Annotated in this window: 21 protein-coding genes; 12 read left to right on the plus strand and 9 right to left on the minus strand. The window is 58.1% G+C overall.

Translation table 11 applies throughout. The annotated features are described in order from the left end of the window. Positions 1–169: 169 nt before the first annotated feature. The 4 genes from C7H10_RS05840 to aceE form a co-directional block, all read right to left on the minus strand. Positions 170–1420: an NADH:flavin oxidoreductase/NADH oxidase family protein gene (locus C7H10_RS05840; protein ID WP_106694125.1), complete on the minus strand. Its 1251-nt coding sequence runs from the start codon at positions 1418–1420 to the stop codon at positions 170–172. Between the two features lie 149 nt (positions 1421–1569). Continuing rightward, complete coding sequence (locus C7H10_RS05845; RefSeq protein ID WP_106694166.1) at positions 1570–2751, minus strand: acyl-CoA dehydrogenase; 1182 nt, start codon at positions 2749–2751, stop codon at positions 1570–1572. An 85-nt stretch (positions 2752–2836) separates the two neighbouring features. After that, on the minus strand, positions 2837–4486 hold the full coding sequence (gene aceF / locus C7H10_RS05850; RefSeq protein WP_106694126.1) for a dihydrolipoyllysine-residue acetyltransferase: 1650 nt from the start codon (positions 4484–4486) through the stop codon (positions 2837–2839). Between the two features lie 10 nt (positions 4487–4496). Next, positions 4497–7160 (minus strand): pyruvate dehydrogenase (acetyl-transferring), homodimeric type, encoded by a 2664-nt coding sequence (aceE, locus tag C7H10_RS05855; RefSeq protein ID WP_106694127.1) that lies wholly within the window; start codon positions 7158–7160, stop codon positions 4497–4499. A gap of 659 nt (positions 7161–7819) precedes the next feature. Between aceE and C7H10_RS05860 the strand changes: the two genes are divergently transcribed. Then, the gene (locus C7H10_RS05860; protein ID WP_106694128.1) at positions 7820–9184 is read left to right on the plus strand and encodes a KamA family radical SAM protein; all 1365 of its coding nucleotides are present in this window, start codon (positions 7820–7822) and stop codon (positions 9182–9184) included. Positions 9185–9218: 34 nt separating this feature from the next. Here the strand turns inward: C7H10_RS05860 and C7H10_RS05865 are convergent, their stop codons facing one another. Further along, positions 9219–9539: a hypothetical protein gene (locus C7H10_RS05865; RefSeq protein WP_106694129.1), complete on the minus strand. Its 321-nt coding sequence runs from the start codon at positions 9537–9539 to the stop codon at positions 9219–9221. 80 nt (positions 9540–9619) lie between these two features. Here C7H10_RS05865 and modA point away from each other — a divergent pair, with 80 nt between their 5' ends. Genes modA through modC form a run of 3 tightly spaced genes read left to right on the plus strand, consistent with a single transcriptional unit; the run spans position 9620 to position 12183 of the window. Further along, positions 9620–10384 carry a molybdate ABC transporter substrate-binding protein gene (gene modA / locus C7H10_RS05870; RefSeq protein WP_244178195.1) on the plus strand — a complete coding sequence of 255 codons (765 nt, stop codon included), beginning with the start codon at positions 9620–9622 and terminating at the stop codon, positions 10382–10384. 42 nt (positions 10385–10426) lie between these two features. Then, complete coding sequence (gene modB, locus C7H10_RS05875) at positions 10427–11113, plus strand: molybdate ABC transporter permease subunit (protein ID WP_106694131.1); 687 nt, start codon at positions 10427–10429, stop codon at positions 11111–11113. Beyond that, positions 11110–12183: a molybdenum ABC transporter ATP-binding protein gene (gene modC, locus C7H10_RS05880; protein ID WP_106694132.1), complete on the plus strand. Its 1074-nt coding sequence runs from the start codon at positions 11110–11112 to the stop codon at positions 12181–12183. The genes modB and modC overlap by 4 nt, the downstream gene beginning before the upstream one ends. Positions 12184–12211: 28 nt before the next feature. Here modC and trxA read toward each other — a convergent pair whose 3' ends face one another. The 3 genes from trxA to C7H10_RS05895 form a co-directional block, all read right to left on the minus strand. Then, a complete protein-coding gene (trxA, locus tag C7H10_RS05885) occupies positions 12212–13075 on the minus strand; it encodes a thioredoxin (RefSeq protein ID WP_106694133.1) in 864 nt (287 codons plus the stop codon). Between the two features lie 74 nt (positions 13076–13149). After that, positions 13150–13359 (minus strand): BrnA antitoxin family protein, encoded by a 210-nt coding sequence (locus C7H10_RS05890; protein ID WP_061330619.1) that lies wholly within the window; start codon positions 13357–13359, stop codon positions 13150–13152. Continuing rightward, positions 13356–13646, minus strand: a complete 291-nt coding sequence (locus tag C7H10_RS05895) for a BrnT family toxin (protein WP_106694134.1) — start codon at positions 13644–13646, stop codon at positions 13356–13358. Before C7H10_RS05895 ends, C7H10_RS05890 begins: the two co-directional genes overlap by 4 nt. A gap of 127 nt (positions 13647–13773) precedes the next feature. On the opposite strand from C7H10_RS05895, the gene lon reads away from it, so the two are divergent. Beyond that, entirely contained in the window at positions 13774–16224 is a 2451-nt protein-coding gene (lon, locus tag C7H10_RS05900; protein ID WP_061330621.1) for an endopeptidase La, read from the plus strand. Between the two features lie 196 nt (positions 16225–16420). Here the strand turns inward: lon and C7H10_RS05905 are convergent, their stop codons facing one another. Further along, a complete protein-coding gene (locus C7H10_RS05905; RefSeq protein WP_106694135.1) occupies positions 16421–16915 on the minus strand; it encodes a MarR family winged helix-turn-helix transcriptional regulator in 495 nt (164 codons plus the stop codon). A 254-nt stretch (positions 16916–17169) separates the two neighbouring features. On the opposite strand from C7H10_RS05905, the gene C7H10_RS05910 reads away from it, so the two are divergent. The 7 genes from C7H10_RS05910 to C7H10_RS05940 all read left to right on the plus strand — a co-directional run bounded on the left by C7H10_RS05910 (position 17170) and on the right by C7H10_RS05940 (position 23817). Then, positions 17170–18027 carry a TPR end-of-group domain-containing protein gene (locus C7H10_RS05910; protein ID WP_374786928.1) on the plus strand — a complete coding sequence of 286 codons (858 nt, stop codon included), beginning with the start codon at positions 17170–17172 and terminating at the stop codon, positions 18025–18027. Between the two features lie 161 nt (positions 18028–18188). Next, positions 18189–19301 carry a branched-chain amino acid ABC transporter substrate-binding protein gene (locus C7H10_RS05915; protein WP_106694137.1) on the plus strand — a complete coding sequence of 371 codons (1113 nt, stop codon included), beginning with the start codon at positions 18189–18191 and terminating at the stop codon, positions 19299–19301. A gap of 159 nt (positions 19302–19460) precedes the next feature. Further along, a complete protein-coding gene (livH, locus tag C7H10_RS05920) occupies positions 19461–20384 on the plus strand; it encodes a high-affinity branched-chain amino acid ABC transporter permease LivH (RefSeq protein WP_106694138.1) in 924 nt (307 codons plus the stop codon). Further along, positions 20384–21655, plus strand: coding sequence for a high-affinity branched-chain amino acid ABC transporter permease LivM (locus C7H10_RS05925; RefSeq protein ID WP_058092563.1), 1272 nt, complete (start codon positions 20384–20386; stop codon positions 21653–21655). The genes livH and C7H10_RS05925 overlap by 1 nt, the downstream gene beginning before the upstream one ends. A gap of 5 nt (positions 21656–21660) precedes the next feature. Continuing rightward, a complete protein-coding gene (livG, locus tag C7H10_RS05930) occupies positions 21661–22416 on the plus strand; it encodes a high-affinity branched-chain amino acid ABC transporter ATP-binding protein LivG (protein WP_061330626.1) in 756 nt (251 codons plus the stop codon). Between the two features lie 9 nt (positions 22417–22425). Continuing rightward, positions 22426–23127 (plus strand): ABC transporter ATP-binding protein, encoded by a 702-nt coding sequence (locus C7H10_RS05935; RefSeq protein ID WP_106694139.1) that lies wholly within the window; start codon positions 22426–22428, stop codon positions 23125–23127. Between the two features lie 225 nt (positions 23128–23352). Further along, the gene (locus C7H10_RS05940; protein WP_061330628.1) at positions 23353–23817 is read left to right on the plus strand and encodes a DUF3015 domain-containing protein; all 465 of its coding nucleotides are present in this window, start codon (positions 23353–23355) and stop codon (positions 23815–23817) included. Positions 23818–23891 lie beyond the last annotated feature (74 nt).

Here is a 23891-nt window from a genome sequence, read left to right on the forward strand (position 1 = left end):
ATAGCCCAAGACCAGTCTGTTCTGTTCGAGCTTACCCAGCCTTCTGAAGCCATTGCCATGCAGGATCTGCACGACTATTTCGATTGGATGTTCTTTGCTAACTGAGCTAACTGATCAAACCAGCAGCAGGCCAGCGGCCAAGGCCCTGACCTGCTGCTGAGGAGCTCTATTAGCCAGCCCGTAATCGGGTTCGCACACCCCGGGTGGTCATCACACCCAGCACTTCCATTAACGAGAGAATCCCCCTGTCATGCTGTTTCGGTGCCTTGCCACGGGCAATGCGGCCGATCTGCCGTGTGTACCAGCTCACTTCCATCAGGGCCATATCGTCGATGAGGCGGATACCGGTTTTAATGGGTTTCACGGCGCTGGTGACCTGATTGCCGGCCATAATCCTATTCGGCAGATCCGGCTCAACCACTAATGGCCGGGCCAGGCCCACCAGGTCCGTCGCGCCGGAGGCGATGGCCTGGGCCATGCCGGTTTCGGTACGGAAGCCACCGGTCACCATCAGCGGTACGTCGGTCAGCTCACGCACTTTCTCTGCGAATTCCAGGAAGTAAGCCTCCCGCGCCAGGGTGCTGGCTTTTACCTCGCCGTCTTCCGCACCCTTGGCCATGGCCGGGTTCTCGTAGTTACCGCCGGAGATTTCCACCAGATCAATCCCCTCTGCGACGAGTGCCTTGATCACCGCCAGCGATTCGTCCTCGGTAAAACCGCCGCGCTGGAAGTCTGCGGAGTTCAGTTTGATGCCGATATTGAACGATTCACCGCAGGCTTTCCGGATAGCCCTGTACACTGCCAGCACAAAGCGGCGGCGTTTCTCGGCAGAGCCACCCCACTCGTCTGTGCGCTGATTGTGATGGGGCGACAGGAACTGGCTCACGAGGTAGCCGTGAGCGCCGTGAATCTGCACGCCATCGAAGCCTGCCTTCTGGGCAACGGCAGCACTGCGGGCAAAGCGCTGGATGATGTCTTCTATTTCCGGGCCGGTCAGGGCGCGGGGTGTGGCAAACATGCTGCGGAGTTCTTTTTTGAACGGAATCGCACTGGGCGAGACAGGGTCTTTGTTCAGCATTTTGGGGCTTTGCTTGCCGGGATGGTTCAGCTGCATCCAGATCTGCTTGCCTCCCTGTTGCCCGGCCTTGGCCCAGGCGGTCAGAAGCTCGAGATCGCTTTCATCCTCGAGAACCACGTTCTGTGGCTCCCCGATGTGCCGGCGGTCGATCATCACGTTACCCGTGATAGACAGCCCGGTGCCGCCCTCTGCCCACGCACGATACAGGGTTGCCAACTCTTTGGTGGGATGGTTATCGATGGTGCCCAGGGTCTCGCTCATGGCGGACTTGGCAAATCGGTTGGGGATAACAGAGCCGTTTCGCAGCTTAAGCGGGGTGGAGAGCAGTTTTGCGGGGTTCATGGGAGCCTCATGTCATTGTTCTGGATGTTCATGGGGCTGATAGTGGATGGCTGCCACCCGTCAGACATTGGCCGAGGAGACAGCCTTTCAGCGGAATAGCGGGACCATGCCCTACCGGCAATGGCCCCGTTCATGGCGAGCTACCGCGCTCAGAAAAAGGCCTGGATGCCAGTCTGGGCCCGGCCAAGAATCAGTGCGTGCACATCGTGGGTGCCCTCATAGGTGTTCACCACTTCCAGGTTCACCAGGTGCCGGGCAACACCGAATTCGTCACTGATGCCATTGCCACCGAGCATGTCGCGAGCCAGGCGCGCCACATCCAGTGCCTTGCCGCAGGAGTTGCGCTTCATGATGGAGGTTATCTCCACCGCCGCTGTGCCTTCGTCTTTCATCCGGCCCAGGCGCAGGCTGCCCTGCAGGGCCAGGGTGATGTCCGTTTGCATGTCGGCCAGCTTTTTCTGGATCAGCTGGTTGGCGGCCAGCGGCCGGCCGAATTGTTGGCGGTCCAGCACATACCGGCGAGCGGTGTGCCAGCAGTCTTCGGCGGCACCGAGGGCACCCCAGGAAATGCCATAGCGGGCAGAGTCCAGGCAGGTGAACGGGCCTTTGAGGCCTCGCACATCGGGGAAGGCGTTTTCTTCCGGCACGAAGACGTTATCCATCACGATTTCACCGGTGATCGACGCCCGCAGGCCCACCTTGCCGTGAATGACCGGGGCGCTCAGGCCCTGCCAGCCCTTCTCCAGCACAAAGCCCCGAATCTTGTCGTCATCGTCCTTGGCCCAGACCACAAACACATCCGCGATCGGGCTGTTGGTGATCCACATCTTGCTGCCGGTCAGGCGGTAGCCGCCGTCTACTTTGCGGGCACGGGTAATCATGGCGCCGGGGTCTGAACCATAGTCCGGCTCGGTCAGGCCGAAGCAACCAATCCATTCACCGGAGGCCAGTTTGGGCAGGTATTTCTGGCGGGTTTCTTCGTTACCGAATTCGTAGATGGGCACCATCACCAGTGAGGACTGCACACTCATCATGGAGCGATAGCCGGAATCCACCCGCTCGATCTCACGGGCGATCAGGCCATAACTCACATAGTTGAGGCCACTGCCGCCGTATTGCTCCGGCAAGGTGGCACCCAGCAGGCCGTTCTCGCCCATTTCGCGAAAGATAGCAGGATCGGTGTGTTCGTTACGGAAGGCCTCCACCACACGGGAGCGGAGATTCTTGTCAGCAAACTGCCGGGCGCTGTCGCGCACCATGCGTTCGTCTTCGGAGAGCTGCTGGTCGAGCAGCAGGGGGTCTTCCCAGTTGAAGCTTGGTTTGTTGGCCATGACGGTTTCCCTGAACCAGAAAACCATCATCCTGCCAGTTTCTGCCGCCCCCGTCATCGCTAACGGAGGCGGCAGCAGGCATGCATTACAACAGCAGGGTACGAATATCCCCCAACAGCTGCGCCAGCAGGTTGGTAAACCGGGCTGCGTCCGCCCCGTTCACCGCCCGGTGGTCGTAAGACAACGACAGCGGCAGCATCAGCCGTGGCTGGAATGCCTTGCCGTCCCACACGGGCTTCATGGATGCCTTGGAGACACCCAGAATGGCCACTTCCGGCGTGTTCACGATGGGCGTGAACGCGGTGCCGCCAATGCCACCCAGGCTGGTGATGGTAAAACAGGCGCCCTGCATTTCTGCCGGCTTCAGCTGTTTGTCCCTCGCCTTCTGGGCCAGTTCGGCGCTCTCGGCAGCCAGTTCCCACAGGCCTTTCTGGTCGACGTTTCGAATCACCGGCACCATCAGGCCATGGGGTGTGTCCACGGCAATGCCGATGTGGATGTACTTCTTGCGCACTACCTCTTTACGTTCCATGTCCAGGGACACATTGAACTGAGGCAGTTCCGCCAACGCGGCAGCGCAGGCTTTGAGCAGGAACGGCAGCGGGGTCATTTTCACGCCACGCTTTTCGCCGGCCACTTTCTGGGCCTTGCGGAAGTCTTCCATTTCGGTGATGTCGGCATCGTCAAACTGGGTGACGTGGGGTACGTTCAACCAGCTGCGCTGCATGTTGGTGGCGGTAGCCGCCATCATGCGGGACATGCCTTCGCGCTCCACTTCACCGAACTGACTGAAGTCCGGCAGCTTCACGCCCGGAATGCCGGAGCCTGTCGCCACACCTGTACCCTGCTGGGCCTGTTGCAGCTGGCTCTTCACATAGGCGTGCACGTCGTCCTTCAGGATGCGGCTTTTCGGGCCGGAACCTTTCACACGGGTGAGGTCTGCACCCAGCTCCCGGGCCAGCTTGCGCACGGCGGGGCCGGCATGCACCTTGGTGCCCGGCGCCGGTGGCTCATAGGTAGAACCCTGGGGCTGGGGCGCGGCTTCCTGCTTGTCGGCTTTTGCTTCGGGCTTGCTGCCCTGGCTGTCAGCCTTGGCGCTTTCACCGGAATCTGACGTTTCTTCCTCGTCGCCACCATCCTCTTCTATGGTCATTTCCAGCAGGTCAACGCCTTCAGAAAGCTTGTCGCCTTCCTTCACCAGAATCTTGCCGATCTTGCCGGCATAGGGCGACGGAATTTCCATGGTGGCCTTGTCGGATTCCACGGTGACCAGCGGATCATCCTCGCCAACGGTGTCGCCTTCCGCCACGTTGATTTCAATCACCGGCACGTCATCAAAACCATCCAGCGACGGAACCTTCACCACTTCGGTGCGGGAGCCGCCGGATTTTTTCTTGGGCGCCGGTTTGCTGTCTTCGGATTTGGCCTCGGTTTTACTTTCTGCCTTCGGATCGGGCTCGTCGGATTTGTCGCTGCCGTCGTCGTCAGAGCCGCCGGCACCACCTTCCATCATGCCGATCACATCGCCTTCCTTGACCTTGTCACCCACCTTCACGGTGATTTTGGTGATCTTGCCGGCGGCGGGCGCCGGCAGTTCCACGGAGGCTTTGTCGGATTCTACGGTCAGAATCGGATCTTCTTCTTCAACGGAGTCCCCTGCACTGACGATGATTTCGATAACCTCGACTTCATCAGCACCGCCGAGATCGGGAACCTTGATTTCCTGTTCACTCATGGCGGTCTCCTTAGCTCAGCACCGGGTTCGTTTTGTTGCGATCGATTCCGTACTTGCGCATGGCTTCGAGAACCTGTTCAAGCTTGATCTCACCATCTTTGGCCAGGGCAGACAGGGCGGTGACGGTGATGTAGTAGCGGTCCACCTCAAAGAAGCTACGCAGCTTCTCGCGGGTATCGCTGCGGCCGAAACCGTCGGTGCCCAGGGTCATAAAGGTTTTCGGGATGAAGGCCCGCAACTGCTCGGAGTGCAGCTTGATGTAATCGGTGGCAGACACCACCGGCCCCTGGGCCTTCTCCAGGCACTGGGTAACATAGGCCTGGCGCGGCTTGTCGTCCGGGTGCAGGTGGTTCCAGCGCTCTACGTGCTGACCGTCACGGGCCAGTTCGTTAAAGCTGGTCACGCTCCACACATCGGAGGCTACACCCCAGTCGTCTTTCAGCATCTGGGCGGCTTCGCGCACTTCGTTCATGATCGCGCCGGCACCCAGCAACTGAACCCTCGGGCTCTTCTTGCGGCCCTTGGTTTCCACCGATTCATACTTGTACATGCCCTTGATGATGCCGTCTTCGCAGTCTTTCGGCATGGCAGGCTGTTCGTAGTTTTCGTTTTCGATGGTCAGGTAGTAGAAGACGTTTTTGTTGTCTTCGAACATTTCTTTCATACCGTGGCGAATCACCACGGCCATTTCGTAACCGTAGGCCGGGTCGTAGGCCTTGCAGTTCGGAATGGTGTTGGCCAGTACGTGGCTGTGGCCATCCTGGTGCTGCAGGCCTTCACCGTTCAGGGTGGTACGGCCGGCGGTACCGCCAATCAGGAAGCCACGGGCCTGCATGTCGCCGGAAGCCCAGGCCAGGTCGCCCACACGCTGGAAGCCGAACATGGAATAGAACACATAGAACGGAATCAGCGGGTAGCTGTTGGTGCTATAGGACGTGGCAGCGGCCATCCAGGTAGCCATGGCACCGGCTTCGTTGATGCCCTCCTGCATGATCTGGCCTTTCTTGTCTTCCCGGTAGTACATGATCTGGTCACGATCCTGGGGCACGTATTTCTGGCCTTCGGAGGTGTAGATACCGAGTTGACGGAACATGCCTTCCATACCAAAGGTACGGGCTTCGTCCGGCACAATGGGCACCACGCGTTTGCCGATGCGCTTGTCTTTCACCAGTGCGCTCAGAATCCGCACAAACGCCATGGTGGTGGAGATAGCACGGCCGTCAGAGCCTTCCAGCACCTGCTTGAAGATATCCAGGTCGGGAATCTGCAGGGGCTGGCAGTCCTTGTTGCGCTTCGGATAGAAGCCACCGAGATCCTGCCGGCGCTTTTTCATGTACACCAGTTCCGGGCTGTCTGGCGCCGGGCGGTAGTAAGGCACCTCTTCCAGCTCGTCGTCTTTCAGGGGCACGCCGAAACGGTCCCGGAATTCCTTCAGGGTGTCGATGTCCAGCTTCTTCAGGGAGTGCGCGGTGTTCTGGGCTTCGCCCGCCGCGCCAAAGCCGTAGCCTTTGATGGTGTGAGCCAGAATGACCGTCGGCTTGCCGTTGGCCTGGTTCACCGCCTTGTGGTAAGCGGCATAGACTTTGTAGGGATCGTGGCCACCACGGTTGAGTTTGCTGATCTCTTCATCAGACATGTCCTCAACCAGCTTCGCCAGTTCCGGGTAACGACCGAAGAATTCCTTTCGGGTGTAAGCCGGGCCCTTGAAGCTGAAGTTCTGCAGGTCGCCGTCGCAGATTTCATCCATGGCACGCTGCATGGCGCCGTTTTCGTCTTTGGCGTAGAGCGGGTCCCAATGGCGACCCCATACGACTTTGATCACGTTCCAGCCAGCACCACGGAACACGCCTTCGAGTTCCTGGATGATCTTGCCGTTACCACGCACCGGGCCGTCCAGGCGCTGCAGGTTACAGTTAACCACGAAGATCAGGTTATCCAGGTTCTCGCGGCCAGCCTTGGAAATGGAGCCAAGGGTTTCCGGCTCATCGCACTCGCCGTCACCGATGAACGCCCAAACCTTGCGGTTGTCCATATCGGTCAGCTCACGGCTGTGCAGGTACTTCATCACGTGGGCCTGGTAGATGGCCTGAATCGGCCCCAAGCCCATGGAAACCGTGGGGAACTGCCAGTAATCCGGCATCAGCCAGGGGTGCGGGTAAGAGGACAGGCCTTCGCCGTCTACCTCTTCGCGATACTTGTCGAGCTGTTCTTCGCTAAAGCGGCCTTCCAGGAAGGAGCGCGCATAGATACCCGGCGCTGCGTGGCCCTGGAAGTACACCAGGTCAGATTCCCGCTTGTCGTCGCCACCGTGGAAGAAATAGTTGAAGCCCACGTCATACAATGTGGCGGCAGAAGAGAAGGTGGAAATGTGGCCACCCAGATCGCCCGGGCGCTTGTTGGCCCGCACCACCATGGCCATGGCGTTCCAGCGGATCAGTGAGCGGATGCGCCGCTCCATGAACAGGTCGCCCGGCATCTGCGCCTGCTTGGCCACTGGAATGCTGTTGCGGAATGGCGTGGTGATGGAATATGGCAGCGCGGTGCCATCGCGGCTGGCGCGCTCAGACAGGCGCTCCAGAATGTATTTGGCCCGATCAACGCCTTCGTTCTCGATCAGAGATTCCAGCGCATCAAGCCATTCACTGGTTTCAATGGGATCATCATCCTGGTACATCAAACCCTCCCCTTGGACTCAAAAGGTGCCTCGTGGGCCACGATCAGCAGCCTGTCACGGTGCAAACTTGAAATGCTGCGATAACCTGCAGTTTTATTGTGGATACATCAGCTTGCGAGAAATGCTTAATAGCGCGTTTGACCTCTCTCAAGCATAGAACAGCTTTCACATTTTTCCTGCCGCGCGGGCCGGCTGCGGGCGGAGCTTTTGGCCCCGAACTTCCCGACACCGGCGGCACTGAGCGCGCCGCATGCCAAAACTTTCGTACTTTTACTACAAAATGAGCCAGAAAAACAAACAAACAGCCGTTTGAAATGCTAAAACAGCCGTTTTATTTAGATTAGTTACGCAATAATGTCCGGTTTCGATGACTTTCACAACCAGGCATCAGACCAATGTATGAGCGCATTGGTACTTACGAATTGCATCGCCATGCTAAACACCTGAAGCTTAAACAAATCTGCGATTTTTGGACTATTTCGCCTTAAATTAGCGATATTCGGTGAATTTAGACGATGAACTCAGACCCCAAACACTGAATTATTAATTAGACCTGAAAATGAATTTCGATTTATGTATACTTGCCTGCCCGTTTTTTAACCAGTGAAGGAGGTTACTAACCCTCCTTTTATCTTTGGCACCTAATCAGAGGGCGATCTATGAACTCCATCGTCACCTTTCCGAACCGCATCCCGGTTCAGGAATTCGAGGAACGCCGGTTCAAGGTTTTTACCGACCGCCAGCTCGATAAAATTGAGGCGATCCAGAATCTCCCCGAAGAGACCCTGTTCGAAATGAAAGTGGTGGCCAGCGTGCTGCCATTCCGGGTCAACGAATATGTGATCAACGAACTGATCAACTGGGACAAGGTACCAAACGATCCCATCTATCAGCTCGTATTCCCTCAAAAGGGTATGCTCAAGGACGAACATTACGAACAGATGGCGAAGCTGCACCGCGAGGGTGCCGACAAGAAGGACATCCAGGCTGCCGCGAAGGTTATCCGGGACGAACTGAACCCGCACCCGGCCGGCCAGATGGAAATGAACATGCCAGAACTGGACGGCGAAGTGCTGGACGGCGTGCAGCACAAGTACCGTGAAACCGTGCTGTTCTTCCCTTCCCAGGGCCAAACCTGCCACAGCTACTGCACCTTCTGCTTCCGCTGGGCGCAGTTTGTGGGCGACAAAGACCTGAAAATGGCCAGCACTGATGCCGAGAAGCTGCACGGCTACCTGCAGGAGCACACCGAAGTGACCGACCTGCTGGTCACCGGTGGCGACCCCATGGTCATGAAGACCAAGAACCTGGTGCAGTACCTGGAACCGCTGCTGCAGCCCGAGTTTGACCACATCCAGACCATCCGCATTGGCACCAAGGCCCTCACCTTCTGGCCGTACCGTTTCGTGACCGACAAGGATGCCGACGAGCTGATCGAACTGTTCGCCAAACTGGTTGATGGCGGCAAGCACGTGGCCATCATGGCCCACTACAACCACTGGCAGGAAATCACCACCGACATCGCGGAAGAAGCCATCCGCCGCATCCGCGCCACCGGTGCCGAGATCCGCGCCCAAGGCCCGCTGATCAAACACGTGAATGACAACGCCGATGACTGGGCCAAGCTTTGGAAGAAAGAAGTGAAGCTGGGCATCATCCCCTACTACATGTTTGTAGAGCGGGACACCGGCGCCAAGAACTACTTCGAAGTGCCCCTGGCCGAGGCCTACCACATCTACCGCGAAGCCATGAAGCAGGTCAGCGGCCTGGCCCGCACCGCCCGCGGCCCCAGCATGAGCGCCGGCCCCGGCAAGGTGGAAGTTCAGGGCATTACCGAAATCAAAGGCGAAAAGGTGTTCGTACTGCGCTTCCTGCAGGGCCGCAACCCGGACTGGGTACAGCGTCCTTTCTTTGCCAAGTACAGCGAAACCGCCACCTGGCTGCATGAGCTGGAGCCCGCCTTCGGGGAGGAGAAGTTCTTCTTTGAGGATGAGTTTGAAGCGATGAAGCAGGGTAAGGCGTAGCCCCCTGGCAACAGGCCCGCTGCGGCGGGCCTGTTCATCTCCCCTTCTTCGGCACAAACCCCGCCGGCTTATCCCGAATCCACTCCACAAACGCCTTCACCTCCTCCAGTTTCAGCAGCTGTTCCCGCGTATTGAAGTACAACCCCAACTCATGCTCCGAGCGCGCCCGATGAATCGCGTTATGGCATGGCCGGCACACCCACAAGGTGCGGGTGATCAGCTCCTCTTTGCTGAACAGCTTCTGAAACCGCTTTTTGCGGTGCAGGTGTTTGGGTATAAGGTGGTGGCGGGTGAGCTTGGGCACGGCGCGTTCGCAGAGTTCACAGTTGTCAGGCTGGGGCGGGAGTTTTAGCATGTTACTCGGTTCGCTGCGGTAAAACGGTTACGCTGCCTTGTGCTTATGTAAACCAGAATACGTTGTTTGGGGGATTCGGGATGTATCAATGGTTCAAGCCGTGGCGAATGCTGGCCCTGCTGGCCGCTTTGCTGTTTACGTCCAGTCTCCAGGCGGGCGAACTGGTGCGTATCGCGGCGGCTTCGGATTTGCGCTATGCCCTGGACGACATCATTGAGCTGTATCGCGAAGCCAACCCGGCCGCCAATGTGCAGGTGGTGTATGGTTCCTCCGGCAAGATGACCACGCAGATCATTAACGGTGCGCCCTACGACATTTTCTTTTCGGCCGACATTGCGTTTCCCAAGCGGCTTGAGCAAGAGGGGCTGACGGCTACCCAGCCAGCGGTCTACGCCATTGGCCGGATTGTGCTCTGGAGCAACACCCTGGACGCCGGCAGCCTGACCCTCAATGACCTGACTTCGGATTCCATTACCCGCATCGCCATCGCCCAGCCGGCCCACGCACCTTACGGGCTGCGCGCCAGGGAAGCCATGCAGGCGGCCGGCGTATGGGAGGCAGTGCAACCCAAGCTGGTGTTTGGTGAGAACATTGCCCACGCGGCGCAGATGGCCGCGTCCGGTGCCGCTCAGGTGGGTGTGATTGCACTGTCTCTGGCGAAGTTTCCGGAACTGGCTGCTCACAACCACTACCTGATCGACGACAACCTGCACAACCCACTGACCCAGGGCTATGTGGTTACCCGGCGTGGCGGCAACAAGCCAGAGGCCATGCACTTTGCCGATTTCATGACCACAGAGCAGGCACACTCTATAATGGAGCAATACGGATTTGTGATGCCCTGACCGGCGCACGGCCAACCGGCATCTTCACCTGAAAGGACCCTAATGTTTCAACTCGGCCCCGCAGAGTGGCAGGCCATTGAAGTCACCTTCAAGCTCTGCCTTTACACCACCATCATTCTGTTATTGCTAGCTACACCTGTGTCCTGGTGGCTGGCGCAGGGGCGCACCCAGTTCCGTACTGTGGTGCAGGCCATTGTGGCGCTGCCATTGGTGCTGCCGCCCACCGTGCTGGGGTTCTATCTGCTGATCACTCTTGGGCCCCGGGGCGTGGTGGGTCAAACCCTTCAGGACTTGGGTTTTCAGCACCTGGCGTTTTCGTTTGAGGGGATTCTGATCGCCTCGGTTATCTATTCCATGCCCTTTGCCGTGCAACCGCTGACCGAAGCCTTTCGCAACCTGGGCCGGCGCCCGGTCGAGGTGGCCAGCAGCCTGGGCGCCGGCGCCTGGGACCGGTTCCGAACGGTGATCTTCCCCCTCAGTCGGGGCGGTTTTGTGGTGGCAGCCACCCTGACCTTCGCCCACACCCTGGGAGAGTTCGGCGTTATTTTGATGCTCGGCGGCAGCATTCCGGGTGAAACCAAGGTGCTGTCGGTTTTGATCTACGATCACGCCGAGGCCATGAACTACGATGCCGCCCACAGCCTGTCGCTGATGTTATTAATCTTCGCCTTTGCCACTTTGTTTGTGGTGTACAGCATTAACCGCCGGTTCGAGGTCGCCAAGCTATGACCCTGTACCTGCAGGCACACCTTCGCCACGGCAAGGACTTTGAGCTCAAGGTTAACCATGAGCTACCGCTGGAGGGTGTCACCGCGCTGTTTGGCCGCTCCGGTTGTGGCAAAACCACCCTGCTGCGCATTATCGCCGGCCTGGAACGGCCACGGGGTGCGGTGGTGCGCTTTGGCGGGCAGCACTGGCAACGGGGCCGGCAGTTTCTGCCCCTGCACAAGCGTAGGATTGGCCTGGTGTTTCAGGAGCACAGCCTGCTCCCTCACCTGTCTGCCCGTGAGAATCTGCTGTATGGCTACCAGCGCACACCGGCGGAACAACGTCGGCTTCACCCGGACGAAGTGACCGCCATGCTGGGTATTGAGCACCTGCTGGACCGGCGAATTGATCAACTCTCCGGGGGCCAGCGCCAGCGATTTTCCCTTGGCCGTGCGTTGTTGATCAGCCCCCAGTTGCTGCTACTGGACGAACCCATGGCGGCGCTGGATACCCAGACCAAACGGGAAATCATGCCGTTTCTGTCACGCATGGCGGCGGAATCCGGGGTGCCGATTATCATGGTCAGCCATTCCCCGGATGAGGTCACCCGGCTGGCAGACCGGGTGGTGTTCATGCAGAACGGCCAGATTCAAAACGTGGAAACCTTGCGGGAGGCCCTGGCCCGGCCAGACTCCCCGTTGTTCGATGATGCGGGTGCGGCTTCAGTGCTGGAGGGAACTCTAGGTGAGGCGGGGGAAGACAACGCCCGGCCTTTTGGCCCGCCGGAGGCTCGGCTGTGGTTAACAAGTTCTGCGCCGGCAGCCGGGATGGACAGAACCCGGATTAGCATTCTTGCCCGGGACGTCAGTTTGTCTCTGGTAGACCCTCAACACATCAGCATTCAGAACCACCTGCCGGTGACCATCGAACGCATAGACCCGCCCAGGGACAACCGTTGCGTGGTGGCCTGCCGAACGGCGGACGGTCAACTGCTGTTGGCAGAAATCACCGCCCGGGCGGTCCAGCAACTGGGGCTGGCAACGGGCAAGCAGGTGTACGCGCTGATCAAATCGGTGGCGTTGCTGGCCTGACCTTGACAGCCAGGCCAGCCATCCGTTGTCAGTGCATCAGGGTGTAGAGTTTACGGCGGTAGGTACGCACATCCGGATTGTTGTTACCCAGCTTCTCGAACAGTTCCACCAGCGTAGTCTTGGCGATACCGTCTTTGTAGGTGCTGTCGGCCTGCATCAGGCGAATCAGCAGATCCATGGCTTCGGCGTTTTTGTCCTGCAGTACCTTGTGCAGGGACAATTGGTGCAGGGCTTCCGGGTCTTTCGGATTGGCTTCCAGCTTTGCCTCCAGTTCCGACTGCGCCGGCAGTTCACCGGACTGCTTCAAAAACTTCACCCTGGCCGCCAGCTGTTTGGCCTTGTGCTGCAGTTTCTCTTCCGGCGGCAGGCTGTTGAGCACCTGCTCGGCGGTGCCGAGATCGCCCTGCTCGGCTTTCAGCTGGGCCAGGTCGATCAGCACATCCAGGTTTTCCGGGTCTTTCTGGTTCATCTCGGTGAGGATGGCCAGGGCACCGTCTACATCACCGGCTTCCCACAGGGCGTGGGCTTTCTCGTAAGGGTCTTCAGACGGCACGTCGATGTGCTTTTCCAGTACCTTGCGGATCTCGCTTTCCGGCAGGGCACCGTTAAAACCATCCACCGCCTGGCCATTCTTCACCAGAATCACCGTGGGCAGGCTGCGCACACCGAGGGAAGCCGTCAGCTCCTGCTGTTCGTCTGCATTCACCTTGGCCAGCTGGAAATTCCCCTGATACTCCTCCGCCAGCTTCTGCAGAATCGGCATCAGCTGTTTGCAAGGCGCACACCACTCGGCCCATACGTCCACCAGGATTGGGGTGGTGGCGGAGGCCTCCATCACTTTCTGCTGAAAGTTGTCGGCGGTGGCGTCGAAGATGTACGGCGAAGCGGTCATACAGTTACCCGAAGCTGAAATGAATTTGATACGTCCGGTATTGGGGCTAGGAGCACAAAATCAAGTCACCAGCTTCATTTCCAGTGCAGATCCGGCTTCCTTCGAGCCTGCGCGCAGTCCCGCAGATAAAGATTGATCAGGCTCTGATAAGGCACGCCCAATTCTTCGGCCAATGCCTTGAAGTATCCCAACGCATCTTCGTCCACCCGAATTGTGATCTGCTTTTTCAACGCCTTGGCGTAGGGGTTTCTTTTCGCCTCTGAAAAGTCGTATTCGTCTCTCATAGTCCTCGCCTCCCGGCCCTGTAATAGCCAGACTCATGCTTCGTCGCTTTGCGTGCAGAAATCAACCTGATGGTTTGATCATCCTGTCGATAACAATGACAAACCACAAGCAACCGGAGCGACTCACTGCGCCCCAGAATCAGAAACCGATCCTCCAACTCAGAGTGGTCAGGATCAGGAATAATCAAGCCATACGCATCATAGAAAACAGTACGCGCCTCCTGAAAACTGACGCCATGCTTATCCTGGTTGATCAGCGCCTTCCTTTCGTCCCATTCAAAATTCATATTCACCCTCCATGGATAACTACATTGTAATTACATTCCAAGCTTTCTAGCAACGCCTGAAAGCTTGAAAACCTGGCTTTCGTCGTCACATAGGTCTTTAACCACTCAGCCTTGAGAGCAGCACGGTATGAATGACGAGAACCGCACAGACTCCCTGGAAGAATTTGAAGAAGATGTGACCGAGTACATCGGCAAAGACGAGAACAGCAAAAGCCTGGTCTTGCCTCAACAGGCCAGGCCGCGGCGTATGTATGTGTTGCCGGTGTCGAACCGGCCGTTCTTTCCAGCCCAGGTACAGCCCGTGGTGGTGAACCAGGACCCCTGGCAGGAAACCCTGAAGCGGGTGGGTGAAACCGACCACAAGGTTCTGGGCATCTGCTTTGTGGAAGATCCGGAGTCCGACACCGGCATTCCCGCCAGCGATGACCTCGAGACCATGGGGTGTGCGGTGAAGGTTCACCACGCCCAGAGCGAAGGTGGCAAGGTGCAGTTTATTGCCCAGGGCATGCAGCGGTTCAGGATTGTTCAGTGGCTGCGCCGCCGCCCACCCTACCTGGTGGAAGTGGAATACCCGGAAGAGCCAGAGGAGCCGGCGGATGAGCTCAAGGCCTACACTCTGGCCATCATCGCTGCCATCAAGGAATTGCTGCGCACCAACCCTCTGTATGGTGAGGAAGTGAAGCAGTACCTGTCCCGCTTTGGCCCGGAAGACAGTTCACCCCTGGCGGATTTCGGCGCCTCCATGACCAGCGCCCCGGGTCGCGAATTGCAGGATGTGCTGGATACCGTGCCCCTGCTCCGGCGCATGGAGAAAGTTCTTTTACTGATGCGCAAGGAGCAGGAAGTAGCCCGCCTGCAATCCGAGATTAACGAGGAAGTGAACGAGAAGGTGCAGAAGCACCAGCGGGAATTCTTCCTGCGGGAGCAGCTGAAAGTCATCCAGCGGGAGCTGGGCATCGCCAAGGACGACAAGACCGCCGATGTGGAGCGTTTTGAAGAGCGCATGGCCAAGCTGAATCCACCGGAGGCAGTGCAAGAGCGGTTCAAGGATGAAATCCAGAAACTGCAGGTACTGGAACAGGGCTCCCCGGAATACGGCGTTACCCGCAATTATCTAGACTGGATTACCCAGGTGCCCTGGGGTGTGCATTCCGAAGACCATTTTGACCTGGCCGAAGCCCGCCGCATTTTGGACCGAGACCACGATGGCCTGGACGATGTGAAGGATCGCATCATTGAGTTCCTGGCCGAAGGCACCTTCAAGGGTGAAGTGAGTGGTTCCATACTGTTGTTGGTAGGCCCGCCGGGCGTAGGCAAAACCTCCATTGGCCATTCGGTGGCAGATGCCCTGGGCAGGGAGTTTTATCGGTTCAGTGTCGGCGGCATGCGCGATGAAGCTGAAATCAAAGGCCACCGCCGCACCTACATCGGCGCCATGCCCGGCAAGTTCGTTCAGGCCCTGAAAGACAGCAAGGTGGCCAACCCGGTCATCATGCTGGATGAGATCGACAAGATCGGCAGTTCCTATCAAGGCGACCCGGCCTCTGCCCTGCTGGAAACACTGGACCCGGAACAGAACAGGGAATTCCTGGACCATTACCTGGACGTGCGCATGGACCTGTCCAAGGTGCTGTTCGTGTGTACCGCCAACCAGTTGGACACCATTCCCCGGCCCCTGCTGGACCGGATGGATGTGATTCGCCTGTCTGGCTACATCGGTGAAGAGAAGCTGGCCATCGCCAAGCACCACTTGCTGCCACGCCTGCTGAAACGGGCCGGGCTGCTGAAAAAACAGCTGAACATTACCGATGCGGCGATCCGCCAGGTGATTGAAGGTTACGCCCGGGAAGCCGGTGTGCGGAACCTGGAAAAACTGCTGCACAAGATTATCCGCAAGGGCATTGTGAGGCTGCTGGAAAACCCGGATGAGCCAGTGAAAGTAGGGGTGTCTGATCTGGTGAGTTACCTGGGACAACCGGCGTTCAAGAAAGAGAAATCTCTGAAAGGCACCGGCGTGGTCACCGGCCTGGCCTGGACCGCCATGGGCGGCGCCACACTGAGTATCGAAGCCTCCCGCATTCACACCAGCCAACGGGGCTTCAAGCTCACCGGGCAATTGGGGGATGTGATGAAGGAATCGGCAGAGATTGCTTACAGCTTTGTGTCTTCCAACCTGAAGCGTTTCAAGGGAGACCCGACCTTCTTCGATAAATCCTTCGTGCACCTGCACGTACCGGAGGGCGCCACCCCGAAAGACGGCCCGAGCGCCGGCGTCACCATGGCCACCGCCCTGCTCTCCATCGCCCGCAAAGAAGCCCCGCAGCAGAACATCGCCATGACCGGAGAGCTGACACTAACCGGGCAGGTGTTGCCGGTGGGTGGCATTCGGGAGAAGGTGATTGCGGCGCGGCGGCAGAAGATCAATAACCTGATACTGCCGGAGGCAAACCGCGGGGATTATGAGGAATTGCCGGAGTATCTGAAGGAAGGGATATCGGTGAATTTCGCCAAGCACTACAACGATGTGTTTCAGGTGTGTTTTGGGAATAAGCCCAGGCAGGGGTCTAGTGTGCATTAGGTTTTTGGGCTGTCTCAGGGGTCTGTCCCCAAAGGGGACTGACCCACTTTTGCCCGTCCATGCCGCCAAACTAGAACCCATTGGTTCCAAGATGGGTCAGTCCCCATTCGGGGACAGACCCCTAGCCAAACTCAAACCCATGGGTCCAAAATGGGTCAGTCCCCATTCGGGGACAGACCCTTAGGACAAGCCCCAGTCAGGCTTTTTCCTTCCAGCCATCATCCTTGAGCACAGAGCCAACGGTCAGCACCGGCGACGCATCAATGTCGTCGGCATCCATCATGTTCGCTACTCGCTGCAATGAGGCCAGGATCATGGTCTGCTCCCATTCGGCCAGGCTCTGGAACTTGGCAATAAAGTCTTCCTGCAGCGGGTTGGGGGCGCGGGCGAGTATCTCGGCGCCTTCTTCGGTCAGGTGCGCGTGTACTTTGCGTTTGTCCTGGGTGCTGCGCACCCGGTACACCAGTTTGCGCAGCTCCAGGCGATCCAGGATGGTGGTTACGGTGGCCTGACTAAGACTGACATTTTCGGCGATGGTGCCAATCGTCACCTCTCCGAGGTCCCGGATAGTGCGCATGATCAACAGCTGTGGCCCTGTCAGCCCGGCGTGCTTGCTCAACCGCTTGGAATGAAGATCGGTCGCCCGGATAACCCGCCGAAGCGCCACCAACACCTGCTCGTAATTGTTCACACCACTGCTCCAGAATCAACGCGTTGTTTATACCTCTAATAATTAGAGGTCTTTGCACTGGTAATTGCAAGTGGGCATTATCACCTAGCTTGCGTCCTATATTGCTCAGCATGCCGCGCACCAGGTATGCGGCATTTTTTCTGGTGGCCATTATGCTATGGTCATCAGCTTGCCACTCACCCAAAAACGGATAACGGTTGATGATCAGGTTTTTCCTCGCACTCGTTTTTGCCATCACTTTCGCCAGCGCCTCCATGGCCCAACAGCAACCGGCTGAGTCGGCCCAGCAAGTGACGGACGAAGACGTTGAAGAGCGAATCGGTGAATTGGAAAGCCCCCTGTACAATCCATTCGTGGAGCGCTACCTGCTGGATGAGGTGAAAGCATTGCGGCAGGAGATGCAGAACACCCGGGCCGAGTTAATTGAAAAAGTGGTCGACAAGGAATTGTCGGTTGCCGACAAAACCATGTCCTACGCCACCGATACCGTCACCTACTTCTTTTACCTGATTGCCGGCGCCACCTCCATTCTGGTGGTGATTGGCTGGAACTCGATCCGCGACATGCGCAACCAGCTCACCAGCCTGGCCGAGAAACGGGTGAATGAACTGGTGGTGGAGTACGAGAAGCGCCTGAAATCCATCGAAGAGCAGCTGCAGCAGAAATCCGAGATCATTCACCAGAATCAGGCAGAGATTGAACGCACTAACGAGGTGCACGCGCTCTGGTTGAAGGCAAGCCAGGAGACCTCCCAGCAAAACAAGATCTCCGCCTACGACCAGATTCTGGACCTGCGCCCTGATGATGTGGAAGCCCTGAGCTACAAAGCCGATGCCGTTCTGGAAATGCGCGAACCCCTGTGGGCCATCAGCTTGTGCCAACGGGCACTGAAGCTGGCCCCGGATAACGGCCACGCCCATTACCAGCTGGCCTGCGCCTACGCGGAGATTGGCCGCTGGGAAGACGCCGTCAGCACTCTGGAAAAAGCCATCGACATCTCCGAAGCCTACCGCGACGATGCCTCCGTCGACCCCAGTTTCGAGCCACTGCACGATCACGAAAGTTACAGGACGCTGGTCTTCACCGATCAGGACGACAGCACGGACGCATAACATCGCAGAGAACGGCACAGAGCTTGCTAATTCCACCCTGGAAAGCGACGCTGTGTTCCAGAGCAAACCCTGGCCCGATCTGCTTGACAAGCAGCTGGCTGTGGTGTTTGTTTAAGTCTCTGAGAACATAACAATAACCCTGAACAAACAGGAACATCACGATGAAAATGTCCGTTAAGAAACTCGCTACCGCTGTAGGCGCTTCTGTTGCCCTGATGGCCGCCGGCCAGGCCGCCGCTGAAATCCGAATTGGTATTGCCGGCCCGATGACCGGCCCCGTTGCCCAGTATGGTGATATGCAGTTTTCTGGCGCCCGCATGGCCATTGAACGCATCAATGCTGCCGGCGGCGTTATGGGCGAACAACTGGTGGGCGTGGAGGTAGATGACGTGTGCGACCCCAAGCAGGCCGTCACCGTTGCCAACCGCCTGGTCAACCAGGGTGTTCAATACGTGGTGGGTCACCTGTGTTCCAGCTCCACCCAGCCGGCGTCTGATATTTATGAAGACGAAGGCATCCTGATGATTACCCCGGCATCAACCAGCCCGGAAATTACCCAGCGTGGTTATGAGCTGGTATTCCGCACCATCGGCCTGGACAGCATGCAGGGCCCGGTCGCCGGTGAGTACATCGTCAGCCAGAACCCGAATAAGGTCGCTGTCATCCACGACAAACAGCAGTATGGTGAAGGCATTGCCACGGCAGTGCGTGACACCTTGCGCAATGCCGGCGTGGAAGTGGCCATGTTTGAAGGCATCACCGCCGGTGACAAAGACTTCTCGTCACTGGTTACCAAGATCAAACAGGCCAACGTGGATTTCGTTTACTACGGCGGTTACCATCCGGAGCTTGGTTTGATCCTTCGCCAGGCTCGCCAGGCAGACGTGAACGCGAAGTTCATGGGGCCTGAAGGCGTTGGCAACAAAGACATCAACACTATTGCCGGCGAAGCCGCCGAAGGCCTGCTGGTTACCCTGCCACCAAGCTTTGACGAGAAAGAAGAGAACCAGGATCTGGTAGCCGCCTTCGCTGACAAGGGTGAAGACCCATCCGGCCCATTTGTTCTCACCTCCTATACCGCTGTTCAACTGGTTGCCGACGGCATCGAACAGGCCGGCACCAAAGATCCGTTTGAAGTGGCCAAGGCCCTGCGCTCCGGCACTTTCGAAACGCCCATCGGTACCGTTCAGTACAACCAGGCGGGCGATATGGAGTCCTTCGAGTTTGTCGTCTACGAATGGCACTCCGACGGCAGCAAGACTCCGGTCAACTGAGCCAACATCGTTTACAGACGGTCATTATGAGAACACCTTCTCGCCGTAACCCGGGGGAAGGTGTTTTTCTGGGCTTCTGCTGACCCGCTTGGCTACCTGACGGACACCCCGTCACAGGGACAAGGAGTGCGGGCAGCAGGCATTCGGAGTTCCACACAGATGCAAGACCTCCTTTATTTCTCGCAGCAGCTCATCAACGGGCTGACGATCGGCAGCACCTATGCCCTGATCGCCATCGGCTATACGATGGTTTACGGCATCATCGGCATGATCAACTTCGCCCATGGTGAGATCTACATGATCGGTGCCTACACCGCGCTGATCGCAATCACCGGCCTCGCCACCCTGGGCATTGCCTGGTTACCGCTGGTGCTGATCGTTGCGCTGATCTGCGCCATGATCGTATCCAGCTCCATGGGCTGGGCAGTGGAAAGGGTAGCCTACCGACCAGTGCGCGGCCGGCACCGGCTGATTCCGCTGATATCCGCCATCGGTATGTCTATCTTCCTGCAAAACTACGTGCACCTGGCGCAGGGCTCACGCAACGTTGGCTTCCCGGCGCTGATTGATGGCAGCTTCCGCTTTGGTACAGGCGAAGGTTTCCAGCTGTCGATTTCCTACATGCAGATCACCATCTTCATCACCACCCTGGTCTGCATGACCATCCTTTCGCTGTTTATTTCCCGTTCGCGCATCGGCCGCGCCTGCCGGGCCGTGTCCCAGGATCTGGGCATGGCCAACCTGCTGGGTATTGATACCAACCGCATCATCTCCGCCACCTTCGTGATTGGCGCCGCGCTGGCTGCGGTGGCCGGCCTGCTGTTGGGCATGTACTACGGCTCGGTGGACCCCTTGTTCGGTTTTATCGCCGGCCTGAAAGCCTTTACTGCGGCGGTGCTCGGCGGCATCGGCAGCATCCCCGGCGCCATGCTGGGCGGGCTGATTCTGGGCGTTGCCGAAAGCATGACCTCCGGCTATCTGAGCGGAGAGTACAAAGACGTGGTGTCGTTCAGCCTTCTGATTCTGATTCTGCTGTTCAAACCCACCGGACTGCTGGGCAAACCGGAGGTTGAGAAGATCTGATGGCAGCACACAACTTCAAACATGCCTTGTTCTGCGCGGTGGTCACCATGGTCATCGCCTTCCCCATCCTGGGCCTTAACCTGGTTGCCCGGGGCACCCGGGTCGGCCTGGAAGGCGCCGATGCCAGCACCATTATCTCGGTGTTCGTAGCCGCCGCCATAGTGTTTTTCTTCCAGCTGTATCGCGACACCATCATGGGAAATCTCGGCAAACTGCCAGCGCTGAACCCACTGGCAGGCCGTGAACCCATGCCCCAGGCCAAGCGGGTAAAACTGGAGTCCTGGGCACTGACCGGCATCATTGTGCTGGCCCTGTTCTGGCCGTTTTTCGTGTCCAGGGGCTCGGTGGATCTGGCGACTCTGGTGCTGATCTACGTCATGCTGGCGCTGGGCTTGAACGTGGTGGTTGGTCTTGCCGGCCTGCTCGATCTTGGCTACGTCGCCTTCTATGCCGTGGGCGCCTATACCTTTGCCCTGCTGTCCCAGTACATGGGCATTTCGTTCTGGATGGCCCTGCCCATCGGTGCCCTGCTCGCCGCCCTGTTCGGTCTGGTACTGGGTTTTCCCGTACTGCGATTGCGGGGCGATTACCTGGCCATCGTGACCCTTGGTTTCGGGGAGATTATCCGGATTCTGCTGAATAACTGGACCTCCATCACCGGCGGACCAAATGGTATCGGGGGCATTCCCGAGCCCACTCTGTTCGGTATGGAATTCGGCCGGCGCGTTAAGGAAGAAGGTAATACCTCGTTCCACGAAACCTTTGGCATTGCCTACAGCGGCGAGCACAAAGTGATTTTCCTGTACCTGATAGCCCTGGTACTGGCGGTGATCACCGCTCTGGTGATTCGCCGACTGATGCGCATGCCAGTGGGCCGGGCCTGGGAAGCCCTGCGGGAAGATGAAATTGCCGCCCGCTCACTGGGCCTGAGCCGCACCGCGGTGAAGCTTTCAGCGTTCACCATCGGCGCGTTCTTTGCCGGCTTTGCCGGCACCGTGTTTGCCTCCAAGCAGGGCTTTATCAGCCCGGAGTCGTTCGTGTTCCTTGAATCCGCCATCATTCTGGCCATTGTTGTGCTCGGCGGCATGGGCTCGCAAATCGGCGTCATACTCGCCGCCATTGCGGTCACCATACTGCCGGAGCTCGCCCGTGAGTTTGCCGACTACCGCATGCTGGTGTTCGGTGCAGCCATGGTGTTGATGATGGTGTGGCGACCACAGGGCCTGATGCCCATGCGGCGGATTCACATTGAACTGAAACGGCAGGAGTGACAGGCATGCTGGATGTAAAAAATCTGTCCATGCGCTTCGGCGGCCTGCTGGCCGTCGATCAGGTGAGCCTGGATGTGCAGGAACACGAAATCGTTTCTATCATCGGGCCAAACGGTGCCGGCAAAACCACGGTATTTAACTGCATCAGCGGGTTCTACAAGCCCAGTGGTGGCAAGATCCTGTTCGAAGGCAAAGAGGTGCAAGGCAAGCCCGACTATAAAATCTCGCGGCTGGGCATGGTGCGGACCTTTCAGCACGTTCGCTTGTTCAACAAAATGACCGTGGTGGAAAACCTGCTGGTGGCCCAGCATCGGCATCTGAACACCAACCTGCTGTCCGGACTGATTAAAACCCCCAACTACCGTTCACGGGAGCAGAAATCCCTGGACCGGGCGGCCTACTGGCTGGAGCGGGTGGGTCTGCTTGATCTTGCCAACCGGGATGCCGGCAATCTGGCCTACGGCCAGCAACGGCGCCTGGAGATTGCCCGCTGCATGGTGACCGAGCCCAAACTGCTGATGCTGGATGAACCGGCCGCCGGCCTGAACCCGGCAGAAACCAAAGACCTCAATCAACTGATTGTCAGCCTCAAAGAGGACTACAACGTCTCGGTACTGTTGATCGAGCACGACATGAGCCTGGTGATGGACATCTCCGACCGGATTACCGTGATCAACCAGGGCCGCCCCCTGGCTGCAGGCACACCGGACGAAGTGCGCCAGAACGACGACGTTATCAAAGCTTATCTGGGCGAGGCCTGAGGAAACACCATGCTAGTACTGGAAGATGTGCATACCCACTACGGCAAGATCGAGGCCTTGCACGGGGTATCGGTTGAAGTGAACAAAGGCGAGATCGTCTCGCTGATCGGCGCCAACGGCGCGGGCAAAACCACCCTGTTGATGACCGTTTGCGGTAACCCCCAGGCCAGCGCCGGGCGGGTTATCCTGGAAGGCCGGGATATTACCAATGAGGCCACCTCTAACATCATGCGATCCGGTATCGCCATTGTGCCTGAGGGCCGGAGGGTCTTTTCCGGGCTGACCGTGGAAGAGAACCTGGCCATGGGTGGGTTCTTCAACACCAAGGCCGAGATCCGTAAAAGCCAGGATCACGTGTACGAGCTGTTCCCCCGCCTGAAGGAGCGGGAACACCAGCGGGCCGGCACTATGTCTGGCGGCGAGCAACAAATGCTCGCCATCGGCCGGGCACTGATGAGCAAACCCCGGATGATCATCCTGGACGAGCCGTCACTGGGTCTGGCGCCGATTATCATCAAACAGATCTTCGAGATCATCGGCCACCTTCGGGAGGAAGGCATCACCGTGTTCCTGGTAGAGCAGAACGCCCACCAGGCCCTGAACCTGGCCGACCGGGGTTATGTGCTGGAAACCGGGCGCATTAGGCTGCACGATACAGGTAAAAACCTGTTGGCCAATCCGGAGGTGCGGGAGGCTTATCTGGGCGGGTGATCGTTACCCGCCGCCGACAACGACAGAATTCGAAGTGACAGATATCAATAACCCTTTGATCCGTCAGTTTGTATTCTTCCCAAACACGGGTTTTCATCTATACTGAACCCAACGGTCACACCAATCACCGGTAACCATATCGGGGCCGTTAGCTTGCAGCCGATTCAGGACTTACAGGTTGCAGGGTATGCGACGAAAGCAAAAAACCACATAAAGGAGTGGATAATGAAAAAACTGATCGCAGGTGCAATTCTTCTTGGTGCTTCCTCCATGGCATTCGCTCAGCCTGGCTGTGGCGTAGGTGCCATGATCTGGAAAGGACAGTCCGGCGTTGCGCCGCACGTACTGGCCGCCACCACCAACGGAACCTTCGGTAACCAGACTTTCGGTATGACTACCGGTACCCTCGGCTGCCAGACTAACCAGTCTGTTCAGTCCATGGCCATGTACATGGACAGCAACATCGACAAGGTTGCCCGTGACATGTCCCGTGGCTCCGGTGAAAACCTGGAAACCCTGGCGGTACTGCTGGGTGTAGACGCGGCTGACCGTGAGGCCTTCCGCAAAGTGCTGCAAGACAACTTCGCCAGCATTTTCCCGAACTCTGACACCACCTCTGGTGAAGCGGTAGATGCTATCGTTTCCCTGCTTGAGCAGAACGAGTCTCTGAGCAAGTACGTGGCTGCGTAATAACGCATTCCCAAAGGATTGACGCGGCGCCACGGATGGCGCCCTCCTGCACCCAATCGCAATCCGGACTCTGA

It is taken from the genome of Marinobacter shengliensis (assembly GCF_003007715.1).
Lineage (GTDB): Bacteria > Pseudomonadota > Gammaproteobacteria > Pseudomonadales > Oleiphilaceae > Marinobacter > Marinobacter shengliensis.